This window comes from Paenibacillus sp. FSL W8-0186, assembly GCF_037969765.1.
GTDB classification, from domain to species: domain Bacteria; phylum Bacillota; class Bacilli; order Paenibacillales; family Paenibacillaceae; genus Fontibacillus; species Fontibacillus woosongensis.
On the sequence record NZ_CP150207.1, the window covers coordinates 4640976 to 4665162 of the forward strand.

The window sequence follows — 24187 nt, forward strand, 5'->3', positions numbered from 1 at the left end:
CACCTATTTCCACCACGTATCAAAAGGCGTGGCCGGAAGCTCCCGCTTATGCCGGGAAATGGCATACCGCTTCTCGATGCTCGCTTTATCCTGCGGGTCAACGGCATTTCCCGTCAAATATTGATCCAGCACCTCGTAGGAGATGCCGAGCTCGGTTTCGTCGGATTGCAGAGGTTTGTCATCCAGCAGATCGGCCGTCGGTATTTTCAGATAGAGTTGTTCAGCTGCCTTGAGCTCCATCAGAAGCTCGCGTCCTTGCCCCTTAGTCAGTCCAGCCAGCGGCAGCACATCGGCCCCCCCGTCACCGAACTTCGTAAAAAAGCCCGTGGCCGATTCAGCGGCATGATCTGTGCCTACGACCAGACAGCCGGTTTCTCCGCCGATGGCATATTGTACGATCATGCGCATGCGCGCTTTGGCGTTGCCTTTATTGAAATCAGATAGTTTTTGGCCGGTGCTCTGTTCTACCACGTTAGCCAGAGCCAAGACAGGCTCCTGAATGTTAACGACAAATTCCCGGTCCGCCTGAATGAATTCCATGGCCGCCACGGCATCGGCTTCATCCTTCTGCACCCCATAAGGCAGGCGCACCGCATAGAATGTCGCCTCGTACCCCTCGGCACGGAGCTCCTCTACCGCCAATTGCGCCAGCCGGCCGGCCAGCGTGGAGTCCTGGCCTCCGCTAATGCCTAGAACATAACCCTTCGCACTAGCCTTTTTGCAATAAGCTTTTAAGAAGTCGATCCGGCTGCGGATTTCCGCTTGTACATCGATGCTCGGCTTGACATGTAATGCTTCAGTGATTTGTTTTTGAGTATGATCGATTGACATTTTAATACGTAGCTCCCTTCTACCTCTCTATAAACTTATCATTACCCCAAACGGCTTGAAAAGCCATCTTTCCGTAGAAACTTGCCCAAGTCGCGATTTGCCCTCTGTCTGCCCGTTTATTGTACCATGCTCATCTTCAACAGAACTCAGATCGCAGCGTAAAAAGTCCCCAATTACTGGGGACTTGAACCTGTGATTGCATGGTATATATTTTCAAATCCGTACCGGTCCACGAACTTAGCAAAGGGCTCTCTTCTTTTACCCTGCCCCGAATAGATTTCAATGATTTGTTCAACAGCACCATACAGCTCCTCTGGCGTCGCCTCCTCCAAGAGCAAAACACCGACCCTGGCATCTGCCCCCTTGGATTTGCCGCCAATATAAAGATTGTACCCGCCTCTGACCTTCATTACGCCTATATCATGAATTAAAGGCTCGCCGCACCCAATGAGACAGCCTGTATACGCCGGACGAAGCGTAAAAGGAACTGGCCTGCCCGCCAATATTCTATTCAGCTCGACGGCTACCGGCATGCCTTCTTCCTCAGCTCCTTTACAAAAATTGCAGGTCCTTAAGCTTTTTACAAAGTTTCCAACAGGATAACACGCAAGTCCAACTTGCTCAAACTCCTCCTTGAGCATCACTACATCGCTTTCAGGCACCGTAATATATAATTGCTGAAAAGTGGTTAACTCTAATTCGTCATTTTCATGCATGTATTTTGTAATAACAGCCAGCTGTTTTGCATTCAATTTTGAACCGAATCCAATGCCGCCATTAATGGCTATCTTAACATTCGAATCCTCCATACCCTCTCCCTCCTTCTCATTTAAAAACATTCATAACCCAAAAACAATAATAACATACCCCCGGTGGGTATTCAACGGAATATAAAAAGCTGCTGGAACAACATCCAGCAGCTTTCGTACTTTGCATATATTCTTAAAGCAAGCCATCACTGGAATGCCCACAGTGCATCCGAAAAATGAGCTAGCCATGTTTAATATGCTGGAGCGTTTGCAGAAAAATCTGCTCGATATGCTCATCATCCAGGGAATAAAACACCGTCTTGCCTTCCTTCCGCCTCTTAACAATGCGCATGTTGCGGAGTATTCTCAGTTGATGGGAAATGGCCGATTGCCCCATGTCGAGAAGCACCGTGAGATCCTGCACGCATAATTCCTTTTGCAGCAGAGCATCCATAATACGAAGACGAGTAGGGTCACTAAAGGTCTTGAACCAGTTGGCCATCTCCGAAGAGGTCTCCTGATCCATAAGTGAAGTGCGCAGGGATTGCAGATTCGCCTCTTCTTCCGGGCAGGCCGCATCGTATTTATTAATTGTTTTAACGGGTTTGTCCATTTATTCAATCACCGCCTATAGGGCTTATTATATATTCTGCTTCCAAAAATAGAAACTTGGTTGACATTCGTTTTTGAACATGATATTAATAAAGATAATAAAACATATGAACAGATGATCATATGTTAATGTATAAAAGGAGCTGTCGAATATGTCTGAACACCATAACCACGGCCACAGTCATGATGCTGGGCATAGCCATGTTCACACCAATAATAAGAAAACACTGTTTTTTTCATTCCTCATCATTACCCTTTATATGATCGTAGAGGCCGTTGGCGGCATGGTTACCAATAGCTTGGCCTTGCTCTCCGATGCGGGTCATATGCTATCCGACTCCATTGCTCTAGCCATTGCTTTATTGGCCTTCTGGTTCGGAGAAAAGGCTGTAAATACAGGGAAAACGTACGGGTACAGACGTTTCGAAATTTTAGCGGCCTCCCTTAACGGCATAACGTTGATTGGCATTTCGGTATATATTTTTTATGAAGCCATTCAGCGCTTTAGTCATCCTCCAGAGGTTGCCACCACAGGTATGCTGATTATTAGTATTATCGGTTTGCTGATCAACATACTGGTCGCGTGGATTATGATGCGCGGAGGCGACACGGAGAACAACTTGAATATGCGCGGCGCCTTTTTACACGTCATCAGCGATATGCTTGGTTCTGTTGGTGCCATTGCCGCAGCCTTGCTGATGATCTTCTTCGGCTGGGGCTGGGCGGACCCGCTGGCTAGTGTGATCGTAGCTGCCCTTGTATTGCGAAGCGGTTACTTTGTTACTAAATCGTCCTTGCATGTCCTGATGGAAGGGACGCCGCAAAATGTAAATTTAAATGAGATTACGGATACTATTCAGCAGGTAGACGGAGTAAAGGGAGTTCACGATGTTCATATTTGGTCGATTACAAGCAGCCTGAATGCTCTTACAGCCCATATCGTGGTCGACGGAGACAAGACCATTTATGAGACAGAAGCCATTTTGCAAAAAATTGAACATATTTTAGAGCATAAAGAGATTAGGCACGTGACCTTGCAGGCCGAATCGGAAAAGCATAATCATGAAAACTCCATTTTCTGCACCACCAAAGCAGATACGCCACATGCCCATGCGCATGCTCATCCGCATTAAAAACAAAGGAAAAACGCAAATAGCAGGGGTCGAACAGCTCCTGCCATTTGCGTTTTTCTAATCTATCCTCAAATACGGCTTCTCCCGTTACAGGTTAATTTACTTGGATAACGAACGGGTAGGCGTTAACCTGATCGCCAAATTTGAACTCTGCCCAGAGTTTATAGGTGCCCGGCTGATTAAATTGCGTGTTAAAGACTGTTGCATCATCAGAGGCTGGATGAACGTGGATAAACTGCTCTCCTTCCTCGTCGAGAATAACAACATGTCCCAGAGCGCCCAGGTAAGGATCCGGTGTTCCGTCCTTGCTCACAAAGGTCAGCGTCGTGGGGTGATTGGCTGCTAGAGAATCGATCCTCAATTCAACCGTTTTATCGTTAATGGTTTTCTCCATTAGAGTGTCGGCTTGAAGCTGGTTCCCTTCATGAAGAGCGGTACGCTCACCTACATGCAATTCTACAGGGCTGACCTGGTAAGCTACGTCCTTGGGGCTAATATCTACAAAGACTTTATATAAATTATCCTTCAAGTCAGCCTCCTGTGTGAATACCCCGTTTCCTTGATCGGCTGGATGCAGATGATAATAATCCTCCAGATCTGCGCTTACAACAATAAGATGCATCACCTTCTCATGGCTGATTTCCAGCTGTGGCGCTCTATTGTTGGCATCTTTCAAATCAATCGTAATGACATGATCTTGATAACCGACATCTACATTTACTTCACTAACCGCACCTGTTCCGTTCGGCGAATGCTCATGATCGTTTATGTCTGAATGACCGGATACTTCGTCCATCTCGTGGGTGTCAGATGAGGTGCTGGCGCTAGCATATATGCTGTACCCTCCGATAACTATCCCCAGATACAGGACAGCGGAAAGAGTCCAGTATAGAACCGTCTTTGGCTTCATGGCTTATCCCCCATTCTTGTTAAGCTATCAATTTGATTCGCTGCAATCTTAAGGCATTCAGTACTACAGATACAGAGCTAAATGCCATGGCTGCCCCGGCAACCCACGGAGCCAAGAAGCCTAGTGCTGCAATCGGCACCCCGAGGCTGTTATAGGCAAGCGCCCAGAACAGATTTTGTTTAATATTCCGGATTGTCATTTTACTCATGTAAATGGCATCGGCAATACTGTTCAAATCTCCACGTATTAGCGTAATGTCTGCCGCCTCCATCGCCACATCCGTTCCTGTCCCGATAGCCATGCCGATATCGGCTGTTGCCAAAGCAGGAGCATCGTTGATGCCGTCGCCTACCATAGCCACCTTTTTCCCGGCCTGCTGAAGCTTCTTCACTTCCTCTGCCTTTCCTTCCGGCAGAACTTCGGCGATCACATGGTCAATCCCGACCTGATGGGCAATAGCCTTGGCTGTCTGCGTATTGTCGCCTGTAATCATGACTACATCCAGCCCCAATTTTTTCAGGCGGGCAATCGCCTCCTTGGAGGTATCCTTCACGGTATCCGCTACAGCTACGATTCCGGCAAATTCGTTGTCTACCGCCACTAGCATCGCCGTTTTCCCTTGCTTCTCCAAGTCCTCCATTCGGGCTAAATGAGCATCTGGAATTGAAATGTTATGATTCTTCATAAGCCTGCGCGTTCCTATGAATAAATCCTTCCCTTCTACCCGTGATTGAATACCGAATCCTGGGATGGCTTCGAAGCTTTCGGAGGACCCAAGCGGAATTCCCTTCTCTTTAATTCCCTCAACAATGGCCTCAGCAAGCGGATGCTCGGAGCTTTTTTCAGCTGCCCCGACCAGCCGCAGGAATTCCGGCTCATTGTGCTCATTGGCCAGAATGACATCGGTCAGCGTTGGTTTGCCGTTTGTAATCGTTCCTGTTTTATCCAAAATAATCGTATCGATCCGATGAGCGGTCTCCAGGTGCTCGCCGCCTTTAAATAGGATTCCGTACTCCGCAGCCCGGCCTGAACCGGCCATAATGGACGTTGGAGTGGCTAAGCCCAAGGCACAAGGACAAGCAATAACGAGAACGGCAATGAACTTCTCTAAGGATTCAGCGAAATTGCCAGGTGTTACAAAGAAATACCAGATTAAAAAAGTAACAATGGCTATGCCTACAACAATCGGTACAAATATTCCGGAAATCGTATCGGCCAGACGCTGGATCGGAGCTTTCGAGCCTTGGGCTTCCTCCACTACTTTTATAATTTGCGCCAAAGCCGTATCTTTGCCAACCTTCGTTGCTTCGATTTTGAGAAACCCGTTTTTGTTAATGGTTGAGCCTATGACTGTGTCGCCGATCGTTTTATCAACAGGTATACTTTCACCGGTGATCATCGACTCATCCAAAGCGGAGCGGCCTTCAGCAATAATGCCGTCTACAGGCACCTTCTCGCCTGGCTTTACATATACGATATCCCCTGTCAGTACTTCTTCAATGGGAATGCTTATTTCTTGGCCGTCTCTTAAGACTGTGGCAGTCTTTGCTTGCAGCCCCATTAATTTCTTGATGGCTTCAGAGGATCGCCCTTTGGCCTTGGCTTCGAATAATTTCCCCAGAATGATCAAAGTGATGAGCACAGCGCTTGTTTCATAATAGAGCTCCACCATATGGGAGTCCGACCCGATGGAAGCAAAGCTCAAATAGAGACTGTAAAAATAAGCCGCAGACGTGCCGAGAGCCACCAGCACATCCATATTGGCGCTTTTATTTCTCAAGGCTTTATAGGCACCGATATAAAATTGTCCCCCTACTATGAACTGTATCGGTGTGGCAAGCGCTAACTGCACCCAAGGGTTCATGAACATCTCCGGCAGCCAAATGAAGGATGTAAATTCAAAATGGCTTACCATTGCCCATAGCAGCGGGAAGGCCAGAATAGCTGAAAAGATAAACTTTCCCTTTTGCTGCTGGATTTCTCGTTCTTTATGGTCGCCTTTCTCAGCATTCTCCACCTTCAGGATGAGAGAATACCCCAGCTTTTTAATAGCCTCCATCATATCTGCAGTGGATACTTCATCAGGATTGTATTCTACAAGGGCTGTTTCAACGGCAAAGTTTACGGCCGCCTTGTTAACGCCATCCAGTTTATTTAACCGCTTCTCTATCCTAGCTGCGCATGCCGCGCAGGTCATGCCGGATATATCAAACTCAGCTTTTTCAGTCACAACTTTATAGCCCAGCGACTCGACCTTTTGCTGAAACTTACTCACATCCGTCTTACTCGGGTCATATTTGATTTTCGTTTTTTCAAGGGCAAAATTCACGTTAGCCTCTTCTACGCCCTCCAGCTTGTTAAGACCTTTTTCTATTCTTACCGCACAAGCCGCGCAGGTCATGCCGGAAATCTGCAGATTGATTTCTTTGGTATCGCTCATTCTTTTCACTCCTTAATGGTCATGTATGAGCCAAGCTTTGCTCATAAGCTTTAATTTTATTATGAAAAGAGTTTCAAAAATAAATCGTGCCTCGGCAGCACGATTTATTTTCTGAATTCCATTTACCACTCTCAATGTACAGCTTCTTACCGCAGTTTATAGAGATTGCCTTTAGACGTGCGCTCCATCCACTTCGTAACCCTGCTCGTCAATGACCTCTTTAATTTCCTTCAAGGACACAGCCTTAGGATCAAATGATACAGCCACAGTTCCTTCATTCAAATTTACCTTGACGGACTCCACACCGTTCATTTTTCCGACATTACCTTCTATAGAGTTGATACAATGTCCACAGGACATCCCTTTAACATGGAGTGTTGTTTGTTCCATGGCTTCTCCCTCCAAAAAGTGAATTTTAATTGTATAACTAATTTCATTTACATATTACCATACCCCCGTAGGGTATTTCAATATGATATTGATATCTTTTTAAGATTTATTTTTTCAATCTGAATTCACCATTATAATACCCCGTTTAAATATCCATTAAACCAGGTTTCCCAGTTGTATACTGACGGTGAAATCATCACCCCACATATACCTATACTGGGTATTTAAGCAATGGAATTACCCGTTGAAATTTTGCTTACTGGCTTCATGATTAGGATGCATGAAACGCGCCCTTATATTTTCAATGTAGTTATATGGTATCATAAAATACTCCCTGGAGGTATGCTGCAAACGAACGTACATATCACAAGTAATTCAGGGTACCATCCAAGCAGCAGGCTAAACACAATAAAAGAGGACTGCCTCATTGCAGCCCTCAGCGCCCTATATCTTTGCTGTCTAATGCTTATTTACGTATTTGCCGTAATCAGGAATCGCAATTTGGTCAAACTGCTTTACCAGTTTTTCAAGATTTCTGGACAATAGCTCGCCAGACACAGGCATTCCGTGACCGCAAATCGCCACAGATGGGTTTAGCGCCGCCAATTTCTTAACTGAATCCCATGCCGCTGGCCAGTCCGTCGTAAGATATCTTGGCGGGCCATTAATCTCTACCTCTTGAGTAAACACCTTATACAGCGAGTCCTGTCTTACTGTTACGAAGGCATCTCCTGCAATAAGGGAGCGATCCTTATCCCTGAACAATGACACATGTCCTGGTGAATGGCCCGGGGTGTGAATCCAGCGAAAATCAGGCAAATGAGGTACAGTTCCGTCAGCAGGAAGGGCTTTGACCTGATCCCCTAGATTGACTGGTTCAATCGGAAAGAAGGGTGACATCTTGGCTACCGCCCCGCCTTCAACAGTGGCATCCGGCTCTGGATAACTCATTTGCCCTGTCAAGAACGGCAACTCTAATTCATGAGCATATACAGGAACATTCCAATGTTTTACCAGGTCAACCACAGCTCCCACATGATCAAAGTGACCATGCGTTAAAATAATTGCCTTAGGACGGCTGTTTGCGCCAAAACGTTCTTCAGTGACAGCAATGATTTCACCAGCTGATTCCGGCATTCCGGTATCAATTAATACGAATTCCTTCGAGTCCCGCTGACCAACCAAGCCGATGTTAACAATTTGAATGGTATAGCTATATAAATCTGGTACGACTTCCACACCAACACCACTGCCTACAGAGGTAACCGGAATATAATGGTAATCATTGCCATGTTCAATTTGTTTATCCATTGAAGGTTTTCTCTCCTGTAATTTTTAGTTAGCGCTATAGAATAGTATCCCAGCCCTTTATAAAATTTATGCGCAGAGGCAACTTTGCTCTAACCAGTAAAAAAAGACTGTGAAAGATCGGAATGAGGATTGATCCTCTTCCGGTCTTTTGCTTGTTAGGGACAGTTATTTTTAGTCAGAGACAGTTATTTAAGCGTTGGACGGGAATTTTTGTTGCTGAAAATGCAGCGAGCTCCATGAGGAGAGGAAGGTCAATAGTCATGTTTTTCCATAGGTCTAAAGTCTTTGATTCTATTAAAAACGTTCATCTACCTGCCGATATAATGATTGAACCGCATATTATTCAAGCAGAAAGGGGTGCTCTACTTCAAATGCTTCTTAGTATTAACAGATAAATAAGAGGGAGAGATTTACACTCTATGAGCAGACTGACAAACAAGATTATCGCATCTGTTCTCGCCATTTTGCTGCTGCTCCATTTGGGGACCCTAGGATTAGGGTCGGCAAATGCCAACGCCTCGCTGTCCGGAATGCAGCAGGAGGTCATTGTCGTTTATAAAAACGAGGGTGGCAAGGACACAGTATACAACGAAAGTATTGATATTCTTCATGAATTCGACACCATCCCTGCCGTAGCTGCTACGGTAAGCAATCACGATCTGCCTGCATTGGCAGCCGATCCGAATATCGCGCTGATCGAACGCAATATTACCTTTCGGATAACGGGCGGGGAATTCAAAACAGCGTCCATTCCCTCCGAGCAAAACGGATGGGGCTTTCAGGCTGTTCAGCCAACCCTGATGTGGAACTCAGGCTATACGGGCACAGGCGTCAAAGTGGCCGTCATTGATTCCGGGATTTATCCGCATCCTGAACTAGCGATTGCCGGGGGGATATCGACCGTAGATTACACGAATAGTTACACGGATGATAACGGACACGGCACACATGTCGCAGGCATTATCGCCGCCAAAAGCAATGGCAGCGGAACAGTAGGTATCGCGCCCGGCGTCCAGCTCTATGCCGTAAAAACGATGGATCAGAACGGCGAAGGAACGCTTCAGGACGTCCTTGAAGGCATCGAATGGTCGATTCAAAACCATATGGATATTATTAACCTATCTCTCGGAACGGATACGCATTCCGAGCTGTTAAAAGAGATGGTAGACCTAGCAAATGCCCAAGGTATCGTCGTCGTCGGTTCGGCAGGCAACAGCCAGACGACGGAAGATGCGAACGGCAATATCGTCCCTGTTCCCTTAAGCACTTATACAATCAATTACCCCGCTAAATATGACAGCGTAATTGCTGTTGCGGCGGTGGATGCCAATAACGCACGCGGCGCTTTCTCCTCAGTCGGCGATGAAGTTGAAGTCGCAGCACCTGGCGTGGACATCCTATCGACTTATGTAAGCAGCGGCGCTCCCGCTTATGCGTTATCCAGCGGAACATCGCAAGCTGCTCCGCATGTTTCCGGCATGATTGCTCTGCTCAAACAGAAAGATCCCGGAATGACGAACGTACAGCTTCGCGAGGAAATCAAAAAATATGCAATGGATCTGGGACCCGCCGGACGGGATATCGAATATGGCTACGGTATGGTGAGCTTCGACCGGTCACTTGATCAGACCCCGCCTGCGAATGTCACGAATCTTCAAGTCCTAGGAAAAACGGATTCAGAGATTTCGATTGCTTGGAATAATCCGGTGAATTCGGACTTTGCAACCAATAATATCTACGCCAATGGCGTTTATGCAGGCAGCGCAGCGGGCCAAACGTATACCTTGACCCAACTGCAGCCAACCACGTCCTATTCAATTACCGTTAAATCGGCGGATAGGAGCGGAAACGAATCTTCTGGGGAAACAGTCACGGTCATTACAGACAATATTCCTCGAATTCCGGATACGACTGCCCCGGCAGAAGTATCAGATCTCGTGGTCACAGCAACGTCCTCCACCTACGTGAAGCTAGGTTGGACCAATCCTGCAGAACCTGATTTTGCAAAAGTCCATCTCTACCTTAACGGAACCAAGGTACACGAGACTGCAGAAACATCTTATAAATTCGAAGGGTTGACCCCGAATACAAGCTATCGCTTTGGGGTAAAAACAGCAGACCTTGCTGGCAATATTTCATCCGGCTTGAGTATTACTGCCTCCACCCTAGCTGCAGGTGCTGCTGATCCAGCAGGCCCTGGTCATGAGCCGCCTGCAGCGGATACAACGGCTCCAGCAGAAGTAACTCAATTGGCGCTGGTTAAAGCGACAAGCTCATCGCTGCAGGTCGGTTGGAGCAACCCGGCAGATCCCGATTTTGCCATGGTCAAGCTATACATCAACAATAATTACATTACGGATACAGCAGCTTCATCATACCAATTCAACGGTTTGCTTGCGGACACCGCCTATAAGATCGTGGTCAAGACCGTAGACACCCATGGCAACGTATCTGATGGAGCTTCGCTAACGGCAAGGACGCAACCCGCTCCGGCCGTAAATCATCCCGCACCTTCGACGCCTCCTGCGTCAGGAGGACCATCAGCTCCGGGAGGCGGTATCATTCAGGTTCCGGTTAACGTAACACCTGCCCCGGCAGGAAATACGGCACAAGTCGGGGAGCAGGACGAAGCGGATGCAGCTGCAGGGAACCAGCTTCAAGAAGCCAAAGCATCGCTAGATAAGGCCAAGCAGACGCTAACCATCGGTGACTTCGTCCAGGCTAAAATGGCCGTTCAAAGGCTGACTGACCAAGAGAAGCGCGAAGAGTTCCGGCAGGAATTGAATCGCCTCAAGGAAGAGCTGAGCATTCAGGATCTGCCGTCCAAACTAGGGGTTCGTTCTACTATACCGATCGGCATCAGTCTTCAAGTGGCCATGAAAAGCGCAAACTATAAATACATTGATCCATCGTCCCTAAAGCCTGGCGAGAACATCTTCGTCTTGAACAGCAAAGGGGAAGCCGTACACGATACGGTAGAGATCAAAATACTGTTCAATCGAATTCATGTAACGCCGAAGAAAGGCAAGTTCGCTGCCAAAGAAACCTACACCATCATTATGGACACGACAGTAAAAGGCAAGCCGGATCCGAGTGCGTCTGACAGCTTTGAACTGAAAAACCCGTTGATTTTAGAGTTCACAACAAGATAGGGGTTTGCAACTATGAAAATTCGAACACTTACAAAACTAGTCATCACATCTGCAATGGGCCTGTCTCTTCTTGGACCAGCCCTACCGTCAGGCCTTCATGCTGCAGAGCAGATTTCCTTCACGGACGTTAAGAAGGGCTCCTGGTATGAAGAGACGGTGCAATGGGCCGTTTCCAAGGATATGGTCAAAGGGTACGCTGACGGGACATTCAAACCGCAGCAAACGGTAAGCGAAGCCGAATTCCTCGCTATGCTGCTGCGGGCTTTCGAGCCGGAGCTGGTCACCTCCGCCCAGCAAGGCCATTGGGTGGATGCTTATTATAACCGGGCGCAGCAGCTAAATTATCCGGTCATCGGCTACAAAGAGCTTTTATCTAGAAATCAACCGATTTCCCGGGAGCAGGTTGCCGAATTGGTCACCGCCACGGAAGGCGTCAACTTCAGCGGCGATCATGCCATCCACTACGTGCTTGCCTTCGGGCTCGCTACGGGTAAAGACCCGAATATCGTAAGCGTGGACAGCTATGAAGGCAAAAGCGCCTTAACGCGCGCTGAAGCTCTGCAGTTCATCAAAAATGTCAGCGAATACGGCATCGGCGGACTGCTGGAAAGACCAGATGAGAAGAATAATCCACAGGATCTTCCCGAGCTATAATCTGCCGCAAAACGCCCAACCTCTTCTTCAACAGAGGTTGGGCGTTTTTTACTGATATGAAATTTACATAAGCATAAGTTAGGGTGGAAAATAATCTGGCGTCCAACTCTGAAACCATCTACGCCCCAGCCCTTTTATGAGGCAAAAAGCATTTTCATTGTCTATAATACCGCTGCCGCTGCGCTTCAAACAGCAGCACCGAAGCGGCCATGGCCACGTTCAACGATTCCGCCTGCCCCCGCATCGGGATAAGCAGCCCGTCGTCCATCAGCTCACGCACGTTCGCACTCAGGCCTCTTGCTTCGCTGCCGAACAGCAGCCATACCGGCCCTGTAAAGTCATATGCGTAGCAGCTCGCTGCCGCCTGCAGGCTCGTTCCGGCCAGCCGGATCCCCCGGGCTTTGGCCTGGGGCAGAATGTCGGCCAGGTCACCTTCAATGACGGGCAAATGGAATAAGGAGCCCATGGTTGAACGAATGACTTTCGGGTTGTATATATCCGCGCAGCCTAGGCCGACGATCACGCCGCTCGCACCAACGGCATCCGCGCTGCGAATGATCGTGCCGACGTTCCCGGGGTCCTGCACACCGTCCAGCACGACGACGAGGCTGCGTTCCTCTGTCAGCAAGGGCTCAAGCTCGCCGCGGTTTTTGCGGGCGATCGCGAACACCGGCTGCGGCGTCTTTGCATCGGTGCATTTGGCGATGATAGCTGCCGTTACACCGATCCACTCCACATCCAGCGAGGCGGCAGCCGCCTCTGACAGCTCGGCGGGGATCCCCCGCTCAATTTCATAGCATACGCATTCCAGATCAGCCCGCGCCTTCAGCGCTTCCTGCACCAGATGAATGCCCTCAATTACGTATTTCAGTTGCTTATCCCGGTTTTTCTTCTCAAGCAGTCCGGCCCATTCCTTCACGCGGGGATTGTTCGGAGAAGTAATTTGCTGCATCAGTCGTTCAACCCCTTCGATTATGATTCCGAATAAGCCAGCTCAAGCTTCGTCAAATCATTCTTCTCGCCGACAATGACAAGCACGTCGCCTTCTTCAAGCCGGTCGTTGGCCGCCGGCGAAATGTTCATTTTGCTGCCCGTCTTGATCGCCATGACGTTGCAGCCGAACTTGGCCCGAATATCAAGCTCCTTCAGGTTCTTGCCAACCATCGCCTTCGTGATCTGCAGATCAACGATGCTGTATTCGTCCGACAGCTCGATGTAGTCGAGGATGTTCGGCGAGGTCAGGTGATGGGCCAGGCGAAGCCCCATATCCCGCTCCGGATAGATCACCTTGTCTGCACCGATCTTATTCAGCACCTTGCCGTGCAGCTCATTCTGGGCTTTAACGATAATGATTGGCCCGCCCAAGTCTTTAAGGATCAGCGTCGTCAAAATGCTGGCTTGAATATTCTCGCCGATCGCCACGACCACGACATCAAAATTGCGTATGCCCAGCGCGCGAAGCGCCTCTTCGTCCGTAGAGTCTGCGGATACGGCATGCGTCACGATATTGGATACGGCCTGCGTGCGCTGCTCGTTGGCGTCGATCGCCAGGACATCAAAGCCCATATTGCTTAAAGCGCTGGCCACGCTGAGCCCAAAGCGGCCCATGCCGATGACAGCGTATTGTTTTTTTGCGGATTGTGCCATGCTTCCACCTACCCGAGTCCATATTTATGCGAAATAGTATACCACAACCCGTCCCAAACTTGTATTTTCAGAGCAAGAGCCGGGAACATTAACACCGGGCAATGACTATTTCAAGGAGGTATAGATATGCCAATTACTCTTGACCTTAGACAAGCGGTTGTGCATAAAATGCACGGCAAAAACGAAGCAGGCCTGCGGGATATGGTAGAGGGCTCGATCGATGCCCAGGAGACTGCGCTTCCCGGCCTTGGCGTCGTTTTTGAGATCATCTGGAAGCATATCGACGACGCGAAGAAAGATGAATTGATCTCTCTCCTGAGCAGAGAGCTTGCTTCTGCCGAGCTGAAGCCATTGAAATAAGGATAGCCCGCCATCATCGCAACACAAGAAGCCTCCTTACCTGTGATCCTGTAAGGAGGCTTCTTTGTTGTATAGTACTGGAGCGAAACTAAGCATAGCCTCGGCTTATAGCATGAGCCTTTCCGGCTCATTTTTGCCTTATGGCGCTGTCTCCAGGAACTTCGCATCCGGATTTTTCTCCATCGCAGTTCTCATCGCGTACTCGTTCTCGAACAAGACGACATAATTGCCCTTCTTATCCGTCACCAGCGTTGAATTAATCCGGAATTTCGAAGGATCCACCTTATCCGCGACAATCCAGCGCGCGAATTGGAACGGCATCCGCTGCAGTTGGACATCGACGCCGTATTCAGCCTTCATACGGTATTCGAACACCTCGAACTGAAGCTGCCCTACGACACCCAGCAGCATGTCCTCGAAGCCTACCGTCGTGAACACCTGAATGGTCCCTTCTTCCGTCAGCTGATCGATCCCCTTCTGATACTGCTTATGCTTCAGAGCATTCTTTACGGTGACTTTGGCAAAAATCTCCGGCGAGAAGGTCGGCAGCTCATCAAATTCGATCTCGCTTCCTTGGCTGAGCGAATCGCCGATCCGGAAAATGCCGGGATCGAACAGCCCGATAATATCGCCAGGATAAGCCTCGGTGACGATATCCCGATCCTGAGCCAGGAATTGCTGCGGCTGGGACAGCTTGATCTCTTTGCCTGCCCGGACATGCTTCACCGACATGCCTCGCTCGAATTTGCCCGACACGATGCGCAGGAAAGCGATTCGGTCGCGGTGCGCCGGGTTCATGTTCGCCTGGATTTTGAACACGTAGCCGGAGAACTTCTCGTTTGTCGGCTCGACCAATCCGGTCAAGCTATGGCGCGGCTCCGGCTTTGGAGCAAGACGCAGGAAGTTTTCCAGGAACGTCTGGACACCGAAATTATTGACGGCGCTGCCGAAGAAGACCGGAGTCAGCTCACCGCGGCTGATTTTCTCCATATCGAAGGGATCACCCGCTACATCAAGGAGCTCCAAGTCCTGGCATAGCTGATCATGCAGGTATTCCCCGGCCAATTCACGGATCACAGGGTCTTGATAATTCTCGACCTTCTTCACTTGGATCTGGGAATGATCATTCCCCTGGAACAATTCAACCTGATTGTTCATCCGGTCGTAAATGCCCGACAGCTCGCGTCCCGAACCGATTGGCCAGTTCATCGGCACAGAGCGGATGCCCAGCACCTGCTCCAGCTCCTCCATCAGATCAAACGGATTCCGGCCTTCCCGGTCCAGTTTGTTGATGAAGGTAAAAATCGGAATGCCCCGCTTGGCGCAAACCTGGAACAGCTTGATCGTCTGTACCTCGACGCCTTTGGCCACGTCAATCAGCATGACAGCTGCATCTGCAGCAGTCAATGTACGGTAGGTGTCCTCACTGAAATCCTGGTGGCCCGGCGTATCCAGTATGTTGACCCGATGGCCGTTATAGTCAAACTGCATGACGGAAGAAGTGACGGAAATTCCGCGCTGCTTCTCGATTTCCATCCAGTCGCTTGTCGCATGCTTGCTTGCCTTGCGAGCCTTAACGGATCCTGCCAGACGGATCGCGCCGCCGAACAGCAATAATTTCTCGGTTAATGTGGTTTTCCCGGCATCCGGGTGGGAAATGATCGCGAACGTCCGCCGCTTATTCACTTCCTCCTGCAGCACTTGCCCCAATGCTTTGCTCATGTATCACTAGTCCTCTCATTCCACAAATTCACGTTGTATATTGTAACATATTTTGTCTCTTTGTACGCAAAAACACCCTCACATCTTGGGAGATGTCGAGGATGCTTTTGTGCTTGCCCGGTATTAGCTTATGCTTACAGGCGCTATTTGGTCACTTGGCCATTAGATTCGGTAGAAAAATCTCCCCAAATGATGCTTTCCTGCAGTGGACGGCGGCCGCTCGGCACATTCCTATCCTTGAATTTATCCGGGAGCAGCTCCGTGCTGCCCGGATATCCGAGTGCAACTACAGCATGCAGCTCAAAATTTGCCGGAATGCTCAGCAGCTCCCTGGCCTTTACCCGGTCATATCCGCCGATGGCCCGGGTGTTCAGTCCTAGCAAGGAGGCCTGCAGTGCAATGCTTGCCCATGCTGCCCCTGTGTCGAAAGCATGCGCCCCATTCATCTTCCCATCCTCTTGCACTGAGGATAATAGAAGGATAAGCACAGGCGCCTGAGCCGCCCACTCCAGATTGCCGGGAACAATAAACTCGTGGAACAGTTTCAACTGGCTCTCTTCCCTGGCTACGATAAAACGCCACGGCTGAAAATTATTGGAGGAAGGAGCCCAACGCGCAGCCTCCAGGATCGCCAGCAGCGTTTGCTCTGCCACCGGCCGGGCGGCAAATGCGCGGGATGACCAGCGGTTAACGAATAATGGGTCGGCTCCATGTTCCGCTATGCGGGACAGAGCCTCTTCCTTCATAGAATTTGCCGATACAGGTATGGTTGCTAGTTCCGAATGACTCATACTTTGATACTCCTCTCATTATGGCTATAAGTTATTTATTTTACTTTTCGATATGCAGGGTTCTAATGGATGCTTCTATGGAATCGCACGAACGGCCAATTGATGCATGTATTCATGCGATGACACCGGCTTGCGCCCCGGACCCCATCCGACCTTCTCGCGGTAGCCGCCAAGCAGCCTGCGATCCTCCAGCACCGCTTCCTGCACCTCCTCGCGCCCCTCCGCAAAGGGCGATACGTACATCGCATCGGCGGGACAATACAGCTCGCACATGAAGCAGGTCTGGCAATCGTCCTGACGGGCAATTACCGGAGTGCCGTTAACTCCTTGATCAAAGACGTCAGTTGGGCAGACGCTGACACAAAGATTGCATTTCACACAGCGGCTCTCGCTAATCAGTTCGATCATTGCAGCACAGCCTCCTTGCCGATCGGCTCCGGCCTGACGCTGATTTCATCCAGTCCCCAGGTGATCAAGCGGTGGTGCTGGGTCTGATCCTGCTGGGGATAATCGTCGCGCCTATGCATCCCCCGGGACTCACGGCGGGCTAGCGCGGACTGATACATCCATCGTGCCGTAGCCGTCATCGCCGCCGCCCCGCGCAGCTTCACGCCTTCACGATCCCATCCGGCCCGGTCATTCCGGAGCGTATGCCACACCTGTTCCAGCCGTGCAAGCGACGCCTCCAGCCCTGCCTCAGAGCGAAACAGATTCCGGTCGTAAGGCATGACCTCCTCCTGCACCATCTTTGCATACTGCTCCGGAGTATGCCCTCTTCTCTCTGAGGCACGGCTGTCCAGCGGCAGCGAGAGGGATGACAGCCCCTTAACCCGCCGCTGAGCAGCACGCGGCCCCAGCCGCCGGGCATATTCCGCAGCGCCGTCTCCGGCAAAGCTGCCGGACGACATCGCCCAGGCGGCGTTATGGCTGCCTCCGCCGGTAAATCCGCCGCAAATGAGCTCCCTGGTCGCCGCATCTCCGGCGGCATACAGCCCCGCCACCTTCGTCGCACATGATGCGTCGACAATATGAATGCCCCCGGTTCCGCGGACTGTTCCCTCTAGGCGCAGCGTAACGGGAAAGAAATCCTCGAACGGATCGATCCCGCAGCGGTCGAAGGGCAGAAAAAAATTGCTCTGGCCTACCCGCAGCAGCGGCCGTATCTCCGCGGGCGCCAAGTCAAGCCGTGCATACACCTGCCGGCCGGCCAGCAAATTTTGGGCAATGATGGAGCGCCCCTGTTTTGATCCGGCTCCTTCGACCAGCGACCCGTCTTCATAGTAGAACGAGGCGTACTGGTAATAAGCCGTCTTGGTTACGGAAGCAAAGGCAGGCGAAATCCCATAAGCATTGGAAAACTCCATGCCCGAGAATTCCGCTCCGGCTTCGGCGGCCATCAGGTAACCGTCTCCTGTCAGTACGTTGCAGCCTAGGGCTTTGCTCAAGAAGGCACATCCTCCGGTGGCAATGACGACAGCGGCTGCACGAACGGACCAGGTCTGCCCAGTCCGAGTGCGAATCCCCGCAGCCCCTCCCACACCGTATTCATCGGCCAGCAGCTCCAGGGCGGGACTGTGATCCAATATGTTCACTCCCGCCCGTTTCACCGTCCTGCGCATTAAGCGCATATACTCCGGACCCTGCAATCCCCGCCGATGCTGCTGCCCCTGCCCATCTTCGGGAAAAGGATATCCCCATTCGGCGAGCATGCCCATGTTGTCATACGTCTGATCAAGCACGCGGTTCATCCATTGTGCGTCGGCCAGTTGCCCTCCCAGAAAGTAACGGCTGCGCTTCGCCTCTTCCCGGGCGGCCGCCTCTGGTTTGACGTACCATACGCCCGTACCTGACGGGGCTGTCGCCCCGCTCGTGCCGCAATACCCTTTATCGACCAGAACGACCTGAGTTCCTTTCCTTGCAGCTGTAATTGCCGCCCAGGCACCAGCCGGTCCGCCGCCGATAATCAATACGTCCGCGGATAAATCAAATCTCTTCTCCCGCATGCCATTCACCTCCTGCCAAACAAAATGGAGGCATCCCCTTATTCCGGGAATGCCTCCATTCGAATGGCCGACTATAATCCTAACTATTCATATGAGAATAATTATTTTGTTGTTTTCTACAATAACAAGACACCCTGCATTTGTCAATAAACGAAGCCGCCCATCAGCCTAAAGCTGACAGACGGCTTTCATGTTAACCCTTGATCCAGATAACGTTATCTTCTTCCTGTCCGTTAACCGGCCACCAGTGGAAACCATCCTGCGCAAGCAACTGATCAGCTTCCTCCGGTCCCCACGATCCAGCCGCATAGGTGCTGATATCGCCGGACTCCTGTGCCCAGGCAGATGCGATGCGGTCTACGAACGCCCACGCGGTAGCTACTTCATCCCAGCGGGTAAAGTAAGTCGAATCGCCGTTGGCGGCATCATGGATCAATCGCTCGTAAGCCTCAGGCGAGTTGATGCCGACCTGGCAGCTTTGGCAGAACTCCATTGCCAGCGGGCTGATCTGCGATTCCGTTCCCGGTTTCTTCGCATTGATCTTGATATAGATCCCTTCCATCGGGTTGACACGGATAACGAGCAGGTTCGGCTCAAGCTTGTGCTTCTGGCCCAAGTATACGTTGGTAGGCATTTGCTTGAATTCGACAACGACCTCTGTCGTCTTGACAGGAAGGCGTTTGCCCGTGCGAATATAGAATGGTACCCCAGCCCAGCGGAAATTGTCCACATAGACCTTGGCTGCGAAATACGTTTCCGTATTGGAATTCGGATCTACCTTATCCTCCTGACGATAGCCCGGCAGCGTCTTGCCGCCGCTTTCGCCTTCGGCATATTGTCCGCGCACCACGTTCTCCTTCACTTCCTGCGCCGATGCGTAAGGGCGAAGCGAACGAAGCACCTTCACCTTCTCATCGCGAATATCCTCGGCAAGCAGTCGGCTTGGCGGCTCCATGGCAATCATCGTAAGCAGCTGAAGCATGTGGTTCTGCCCCATATCCCGCAGCGCCCCGGCATTGTCGTAATACCCGCCGCGCTCTTCCACACCGACAGTCTCGCTCAACGTAATTTGAATATTGGAAATATGCTTGTTGTTCCAAAGCGGCTCGAAGAATGCATTCGCAAAGCGGATTACTTCGATATTCTGTACCATCTCTTTACCGAGATAATGGTCGATCCGGTAGATCTCTTCCTCTTTGAACACTTGGTTCAACTCTTCGTTCAGCTTCTGAGCGGAGATCAAATCGTAGCCGAACGGCTTCTCGATCACAAGGCGATGCCATCCGCTGCTGTCCAGCATGCCGCCCTTCTGCAAGTTGAAGGATACGTTGCCGAACAGTTCCGGAGCAAGCGCCAGATAGAACAGACGATTGCCAGGGATGCCGAAGCGCGCCTCTACTTCCTCAGTCTGCTGCAAAAGCTCCCGGTACCCGTCTATATTGTTAATGTCGAGTGATTTGTACGAAAAATGCTCTGCAAAACGACTCCACTCCGCATCATCCTCGACCGAATAACGGCAAAATTCCTGAATGGAACGATATACATCATCACGGAATTCTTCTCCTGAGCGGGGACGTCGCGCCACACCGATAACCGCAAAATCTTCACCGAGCTTCCCTTCGCGATACAACGAGTATATTGCGGGAAACAACTTGCGCCGAGCTAAATCTCCGGTTGCTCCAAAAATGAAATATACCGCCCCTGGTGTCTTCACTGAATCTAGATTTTGTATTTCAGTCATGGCTCCTCATTCTTTCTATGTAATATAGTGTATATTTATTCATTCTCCCATCAATGCCTTAACCTTATACAGCATCAAAGCATGTGATGATATTTTAGCATATTCACTACAAGGATGCCATCAAATTCATATCAAATTTAGTTATGTCCATCGAAAATTCATCTAATATTTATCTAAGATCAGTTAATATTCGACAGTCAACAACGGCGAACCGATGGATACGTCATAACGCTCCGACTCTGTATTCCAATGCAGTCCAATCTGCAGGCTGATCTCTTGTCCGGCACTCCGTGCCTTAATCGGCAAGTCCTCGGTAGAATAAGATTTGCTGACCGTCCGCTCGTCCGCAAAACTCTCCACCGCCCGCAGCTTCAACTGCTCCTTTATCCGCGACTCAAGCTTGGCAAAGGCAGCCAGGGCCGGCATAGGATTGGCCTCTCCTGCTCCGGCGGAATCATTTTGCCAAAAATCTGGCCAGTCCGGCGCACTAACGACAGCAGCCTCCCCCTGAAGGGCGGCATTCCATTTAGCGCGTACTCCCTCTCTGAGAAGCAACTCTCCCCAGGACTCTCCGGCCTCTGGCAGCCGCTGCAAGCTTTCGTCCGTTCCATTCTCCAGCCGCAGAATGACATAATAGCTCCCTTCCTCCTGCAGCGTTAACGCCAGCTTGCCATGGATAACGTCTTCCGCCTCTCCGGAAGATCCCTCAGCGTAAAACACCTGATTTCCATGCACTTTTTCCGTATAACGATCCGCCAGTCCCAAACGATCAGCGAGCCGCTCCCCCGCTGCCTCCAAGGACAACATCGTATGCCATTCCCCTTGCCACTTTACGGTGGCCTGCCTGCTGCCCTGGATCAGACCTTCGCTTGCAGCCAGCAGTTGGCTGAGCTGCGTCCGGGATGATGCAGCCTCGGCCGAATTTGCGGCATCTGCCATAGCGGCTGTGCCAGCTGTGTTCAACGACTTGATAATGATTGCTCCGACAACAATAACCACCATGAGAATTCCCCAACGATTTTTCACGCACCATCTCTCCCCAAGCATGTTACAAATCTATCAATAGATTTGCCAGATAGAGAGAAATTTATACGTCTGCATATCCTTCCTCTGCCTGGAAAATACTAAGCGCACCTGAACCCGACTGGAGGCTGATGTGAATGAACCCCCCGAAACCTACGGCCCTGCAAGCCATCATGACCATCATGCTCACGGTCGGCATCACGAACCATGTATTTATTATTCCCGCGCTGCTTCAGGTCGCTAAGAGGGATGCCTGGTTTTCCGTCATTCTATCGATCGTGCCATTTGCCCTGCTTACCCTGCTGATTGCGTATATTTCTGCCCGTACCAAAGGTAAATCCTTGCCTGACTGGCTCGAAAGCAATTATGGGAAAAGGCTGTCCATTCCGTTCAAATTCATTTCCGCCGCCTATTTTCTTGGCACGGCCTGGTTCGCTCTGTTCGACACCATTATGTGGACGAAGGTAACGTTCCTGCCCTACACGCCGATGGTCATCACGGCCGCCGTGTTAATGCTGATCTGCCTGATTGCCGCTCAGCTGGGAGTTAACTCCATGGCCTACGCCTCCGGCGTCCTGCTGCCGTTCGTTGTTCTTTTGGGATTTTATGTAGCGACGGTTAATGTTCAATACAAAGATTACCACCAATTGCTGCCCCTTCTGGAGCATGGCTGGGCTCCGCCCTTAAAGGGTATCATTTACGCATGTACGGGATTGTTCGAGATTTTTTTTCTTCTGTTTCTGCAGCCTTATTTAAAAACACCTTTGACCAACAAGCATTTTATGATCGTTGGCTTCATTCTTGTCGGTCTAACACTTGGCCCGCTCACCGGTTCCATCGCGGAATTCAATCCGCACGAAGCGTCCCTTCAGCGTTATCCCGCCTATGAACAGTGGAGGATCGCAGGGTTTGGAAAGTACGTCTCCCAGACCGATTTCTTCTCGATCTACCAATGGCTGGCCGGAGTAACTGTCCGTATTGCCGTAGCTTTATTCATCGCGACGGACATATGGAATATCAGCAAGAAGCGCCAGCGCAGTGCACTGCTGTTGTTCTACGCCGTTGGCTTGACCCTGCTGTGCCTCACCACCTTTACGGATATCCAATTTCAGCATCTGATGATCCGGTTCATGTTTCCGTTCAATACGGGCCTCATTCTGATCGTTACCCTGCTGCTAGCCTTTGCCGTCTTTATTTCAGCCCATAAGAAAGGAGAATCCGGCACATGATACTTGATCCATCGTCATCACGGGCACTGAGAGAACCCGAGCATATCGACACTTCTTTTTTGCGGGAATATTTCTCGAAATCGGCCGATGTTCTCGTTCACGACCTGGAAGGAGGGGACAAAGAGGCAAAACAGCCTGTCACCATCATATATTGCGAAGCCGTAACGGACACGAAGCAGTTGAACCAGACTGCCCTGCCCGGCCGACAGCACTATTCGAGGAATTCCCCGAACCGACAGTTCAAAATATCGAGCGTAACCGCCATCTTCCTCTAAGCCTGCTGCCCAAAAACACATTGCTGCGGGATCTGACCGCGAAGGTGTACAGCGGAAGCTTAATCATCTATTTTCAGAAGCAGAATGCCTTTTTCAGTCTCGACATTGCCGCCCCGCCGGCCCGGAACCCCGAGGAGCCTACAACGGAACCCTCCATCAAGGGGCCGCATGACGGGTTCACCGAGGAACTGACTACAAATACCGGACTGCTGCGCAAGCGCCTGCGGACACATTCCCTTTGCGTGGAGCATTTTACTGCCGGGAGGCGCGGCGAGAATAAGATCGGCCTTTTTTATATTCAGGACATTATTAACGAAGAAATACTGCAGGAAATACGTACAAATTTAAGCAAAATTGACACCGACGCGATTGTAGGCACATCTTACATTGAGAGTATCGTAGCGAATAAAAAAAGTGCCTTCTTCCCATTATCAGATTACACCGGGCGGCCTGATTTTACCGTTGATGCACTGCTCAAGGGGAAATTTGCCGTCATCGTGGACGGCATTCCAGTGGCCATCCTTGCTCCCGTGTCGATCATCACCCTTTTTACCTCACCGGAGGATGAGAATACTTCCAGCTACATTGTAGCCATGCAGAAAATTCTCCGCGTTTTGGGCCTGCTGATCTCCATGCTGCTGCCAGGGTTTTATGTCGCGCTCACAAGCTTTAATTTGGAGCAGATACCGCTTCCCCTGCTGGCAACGATCAGCAACTCACGGCATGGCCTTCCCTTTCCCGTTCAGATGGAGGCCTTCATCATGCTGTTTTTGTTTGAAATTTTCAATGAAGCCGGACGGCGTTTGCCCAAGACTGTGGGACAGACGGTAACCGTTGTCGGCGGACTGATCATCGGCGATTCCGCCATTCGGGCGGGCATCACCTCGCCGACGATTATCGTAGCGGTTGCCATCTCAATGGTAGCGACCTACACCCTTGTGAACCAATCACTTACAGGAACGGTATCGCAGTTTCGCTTGTATATTCTGTTTGTTTCTTCCATCCTGGGCATGTTCGGATTTTTGGTCAGCGTTATCGGCCTCGTCTTTTATTTAGCCTATCTCGAGTCATACGGCGTTCCCTATTTGTCACCGCTGTCTCCGTTCCACAGGAAGGATATCGTCCAAGCCATCATAAATAGGCCGTCTGGCAGCAGTAATCAGCGGGCAGAGACATTTCAGCCTCGGGATAATACTTCGAAAGGAGAATAGCCG

General features: G+C 50.4%; 21 protein-coding genes. 6 read left to right on the forward strand and 15 right to left on the reverse strand.

What is annotated here, in order from left to right; all coding sequences use genetic code 11:
- Positions 1-3 precede the first annotated feature (3 nt).
- From nadE to MKX50_RS20735, 3 genes are all read right to left on the reverse strand, one after another.
- Complete coding sequence (gene nadE / locus MKX50_RS20725) at positions 4-831, reverse strand: ammonia-dependent NAD(+) synthetase (protein ID WP_339157700.1); 828 nt, start codon at positions 829-831, stop codon at positions 4-6.
- A 173-nt stretch (positions 832-1004) separates the two neighbouring features.
- The gene (locus MKX50_RS20730; protein ID WP_339157701.1) at positions 1005-1640 is read right to left on the reverse strand and encodes a nitrite reductase; all 636 of its coding nucleotides are present in this window, start codon (positions 1638-1640) and stop codon (positions 1005-1007) included.
- A gap of 181 nt (positions 1641-1821) precedes the next feature.
- On the reverse strand, positions 1822-2193 hold the full coding sequence (locus MKX50_RS20735; RefSeq protein ID WP_339157702.1) for a metalloregulator ArsR/SmtB family transcription factor: 372 nt from the start codon (positions 2191-2193) through the stop codon (positions 1822-1824).
- A gap of 151 nt (positions 2194-2344) precedes the next feature.
- Here MKX50_RS20735 and MKX50_RS20740 point away from each other — a divergent pair, with 151 nt between their 5' ends.
- Positions 2345-3325, forward strand: coding sequence for a cation diffusion facilitator family transporter (locus tag MKX50_RS20740; RefSeq protein ID WP_339157703.1), 981 nt, complete (start codon positions 2345-2347; stop codon positions 3323-3325).
- Positions 3326-3419: 94 nt separating this feature from the next.
- Here MKX50_RS20740 and MKX50_RS20745 read toward each other — a convergent pair whose 3' ends face one another.
- The 4 genes from MKX50_RS20745 to MKX50_RS20760 form a co-directional block, all read right to left on the reverse strand.
- The gene (locus tag MKX50_RS20745) at positions 3420-4235 is read right to left on the reverse strand and encodes a hypothetical protein (protein WP_339157704.1); all 816 of its coding nucleotides are present in this window, start codon (positions 4233-4235) and stop codon (positions 3420-3422) included.
- A 19-nt stretch (positions 4236-4254) separates the two neighbouring features.
- On the reverse strand, positions 4255-6675 hold the full coding sequence (locus tag MKX50_RS20750; RefSeq protein ID WP_339157705.1) for a heavy metal translocating P-type ATPase: 2421 nt from the start codon (positions 6673-6675) through the stop codon (positions 4255-4257).
- Positions 6676-6846: 171 nt separating this feature from the next.
- Positions 6847-7065, reverse strand: a complete 219-nt coding sequence (copZ, locus tag MKX50_RS20755) for a copper chaperone CopZ (RefSeq protein WP_339157706.1) — start codon at positions 7063-7065, stop codon at positions 6847-6849.
- A 459-nt stretch (positions 7066-7524) separates the two neighbouring features.
- Positions 7525-8376, reverse strand: a complete 852-nt coding sequence (locus MKX50_RS20760) for an MBL fold metallo-hydrolase (protein ID WP_339157707.1) — start codon at positions 8374-8376, stop codon at positions 7525-7527.
- A 419-nt stretch (positions 8377-8795) separates the two neighbouring features.
- Here MKX50_RS20760 and MKX50_RS20765 point away from each other — a divergent pair, with 419 nt between their 5' ends.
- Both MKX50_RS20765 and MKX50_RS20770 read left to right on the forward strand, forming a co-directional pair.
- Positions 8796-11528 (forward strand): S8 family serine peptidase, encoded by a 2733-nt coding sequence (locus MKX50_RS20765; RefSeq protein ID WP_339157708.1) that lies wholly within the window; start codon positions 8796-8798, stop codon positions 11526-11528.
- A gap of 12 nt (positions 11529-11540) precedes the next feature.
- Positions 11541-12182: an S-layer homology domain-containing protein gene (locus tag MKX50_RS20770; protein WP_339157709.1), complete on the forward strand. Its 642-nt coding sequence runs from the start codon at positions 11541-11543 to the stop codon at positions 12180-12182.
- 154 nt (positions 12183-12336) lie between these two features.
- On the opposite strand, the gene MKX50_RS20775 is transcribed toward MKX50_RS20770, so the two are convergent.
- The gene (locus MKX50_RS20775; protein ID WP_213593131.1) at positions 12337-13134 is read right to left on the reverse strand and encodes an RNA methyltransferase; all 798 of its coding nucleotides are present in this window, start codon (positions 13132-13134) and stop codon (positions 12337-12339) included.
- Positions 13135-13154: 20 nt separating this feature from the next.
- Positions 13155-13829, reverse strand: a complete 675-nt coding sequence (locus MKX50_RS20780; protein WP_213593129.1) for a TrkA family potassium uptake protein — start codon at positions 13827-13829, stop codon at positions 13155-13157.
- 126 nt (positions 13830-13955) lie between these two features.
- Between MKX50_RS20780 and sspI the strand changes: the two genes are divergently transcribed.
- Positions 13956-14189: a small acid-soluble spore protein SspI gene (gene sspI / locus MKX50_RS20785; protein WP_213593127.1), complete on the forward strand. Its 234-nt coding sequence runs from the start codon at positions 13956-13958 to the stop codon at positions 14187-14189.
- Between the two features lie 138 nt (positions 14190-14327).
- On the opposite strand, the gene MKX50_RS20790 is transcribed toward sspI, so the two are convergent.
- The 6 genes from MKX50_RS20790 to MKX50_RS20815 all read right to left on the reverse strand — a co-directional run bounded on the left by MKX50_RS20790 (position 14328) and on the right by MKX50_RS20815 (position 21472).
- Positions 14328-15911: a peptide chain release factor 3 gene (locus MKX50_RS20790; protein ID WP_213593125.1), complete on the reverse strand. Its 1584-nt coding sequence runs from the start codon at positions 15909-15911 to the stop codon at positions 14328-14330.
- Between the two features lie 143 nt (positions 15912-16054).
- On the reverse strand, positions 16055-16702 hold the full coding sequence (locus MKX50_RS20795; protein ID WP_339157710.1) for a nitroreductase family protein: 648 nt from the start codon (positions 16700-16702) through the stop codon (positions 16055-16057).
- Positions 16703-16777: 75 nt separating this feature from the next.
- A complete protein-coding gene (locus tag MKX50_RS20800) occupies positions 16778-17110 on the reverse strand; it encodes a ferredoxin family protein (RefSeq protein ID WP_213593123.1) in 333 nt (110 codons plus the stop codon).
- Positions 17107-18705, reverse strand: a complete 1599-nt coding sequence (locus MKX50_RS20805) for an FAD-binding protein (RefSeq protein ID WP_339157711.1) — start codon at positions 18703-18705, stop codon at positions 17107-17109. The genes MKX50_RS20800 and MKX50_RS20805 overlap by 4 nt, the downstream gene beginning before the upstream one ends.
- A 193-nt stretch (positions 18706-18898) precedes the next feature.
- Positions 18899-20446: a glucose-6-phosphate dehydrogenase gene (gene zwf / locus MKX50_RS20810; protein WP_155612620.1), complete on the reverse strand. Its 1548-nt coding sequence runs from the start codon at positions 20444-20446 to the stop codon at positions 18899-18901.
- Between the two features lie 183 nt (positions 20447-20629).
- The gene (locus MKX50_RS20815) at positions 20630-21472 is read right to left on the reverse strand and encodes a YwmB family TATA-box binding protein (protein WP_339157712.1); all 843 of its coding nucleotides are present in this window, start codon (positions 21470-21472) and stop codon (positions 20630-20632) included.
- Positions 21473-21606: 134 nt separating this feature from the next.
- Here MKX50_RS20815 and MKX50_RS20820 point away from each other — a divergent pair, with 134 nt between their 5' ends.
- Both MKX50_RS20820 and MKX50_RS20825 read left to right on the forward strand, forming a co-directional pair.
- Complete coding sequence (locus MKX50_RS20820; protein WP_339157713.1) at positions 21607-22698, forward strand: endospore germination permease; 1092 nt, start codon at positions 21607-21609, stop codon at positions 22696-22698.
- A 151-nt stretch (positions 22699-22849) separates the two neighbouring features.
- Positions 22850-24184, forward strand: a complete 1335-nt coding sequence (locus MKX50_RS20825; RefSeq protein ID WP_339157714.1) for a spore germination protein — start codon at positions 22850-22852, stop codon at positions 24182-24184.
- Positions 24185-24187 lie beyond the last annotated feature (3 nt).

Bases quoted from the DNA above. Each gene is read 5' to 3' on its own strand.
- nadE (WP_339157700.1), bottom strand. From the start codon at position 831: ATGTCAATCGATCATACTCAAAAACAAATCACTGAAGCATTACATGTC.
- MKX50_RS20730 (WP_339157701.1), bottom strand. From the start codon at position 1,640: ATGGAGGATTCGAATGTTAAGATAGCCATTAATGGCGGCATTGGATTC.
- MKX50_RS20735 (WP_339157702.1), bottom strand. From the start codon at position 2,193: ATGGACAAACCCGTTAAAACAATTAATAAATACGATGCGGCCTGCCCG.
- MKX50_RS20740 (WP_339157703.1), top strand. From the start codon at position 2,345: ATGTCTGAACACCATAACCACGGCCACAGTCATGATGCTGGGCATAGC.
- MKX50_RS20745 (WP_339157704.1), bottom strand. From the start codon at position 4,235: ATGAAGCCAAAGACGGTTCTATACTGGACTCTTTCCGCTGTCCTGTAT.
- MKX50_RS20750 (WP_339157705.1), bottom strand. From the start codon at position 6,675: ATGAGCGATACCAAAGAAATCAATCTGCAGATTTCCGGCATGACCTGC.
- copZ (WP_339157706.1), bottom strand. From the start codon at position 7,065: ATGGAACAAACAACACTCCATGTTAAAGGGATGTCCTGTGGACATTGT.
- MKX50_RS20760 (WP_339157707.1), bottom strand. From the start codon at position 8,376: ATGGATAAACAAATTGAACATGGCAATGATTACCATTATATTCCGGTT.
- MKX50_RS20765 (WP_339157708.1), top strand. From the start codon at position 8,796: ATGAGCAGACTGACAAACAAGATTATCGCATCTGTTCTCGCCATTTTG.
- MKX50_RS20770 (WP_339157709.1), top strand. From the start codon at position 11,541: ATGAAAATTCGAACACTTACAAAACTAGTCATCACATCTGCAATGGGC.
- MKX50_RS20775 (WP_213593131.1), bottom strand. From the start codon at position 13,134: ATGCAGCAAATTACTTCTCCGAACAATCCCCGCGTGAAGGAATGGGCC.
- MKX50_RS20780 (WP_213593129.1), bottom strand. From the start codon at position 13,829: ATGGCACAATCCGCAAAAAAACAATACGCTGTCATCGGCATGGGCCGC.
- sspI (WP_213593127.1), top strand. From the start codon at position 13,956: ATGCCAATTACTCTTGACCTTAGACAAGCGGTTGTGCATAAAATGCAC.
- MKX50_RS20790 (WP_213593125.1), bottom strand. From the start codon at position 15,911: ATGAGCAAAGCATTGGGGCAAGTGCTGCAGGAGGAAGTGAATAAGCGG.
- MKX50_RS20795 (WP_339157710.1), bottom strand. From the start codon at position 16,702: ATGAGTCATTCGGAACTAGCAACCATACCTGTATCGGCAAATTCTATG.
- MKX50_RS20800 (WP_213593123.1), bottom strand. From the start codon at position 17,110: ATGATCGAACTGATTAGCGAGAGCCGCTGTGTGAAATGCAATCTTTGT.
- MKX50_RS20805 (WP_339157711.1), bottom strand. From the start codon at position 18,705: ATGCGGGAGAAGAGATTTGATTTATCCGCGGACGTATTGATTATCGGC.
- zwf (WP_155612620.1), bottom strand. From the start codon at position 20,446: ATGACTGAAATACAAAATCTAGATTCAGTGAAGACACCAGGGGCGGTA.
- MKX50_RS20820 (WP_339157713.1), top strand. From the start codon at position 21,607: ATGAACCCCCCGAAACCTACGGCCCTGCAAGCCATCATGACCATCATG.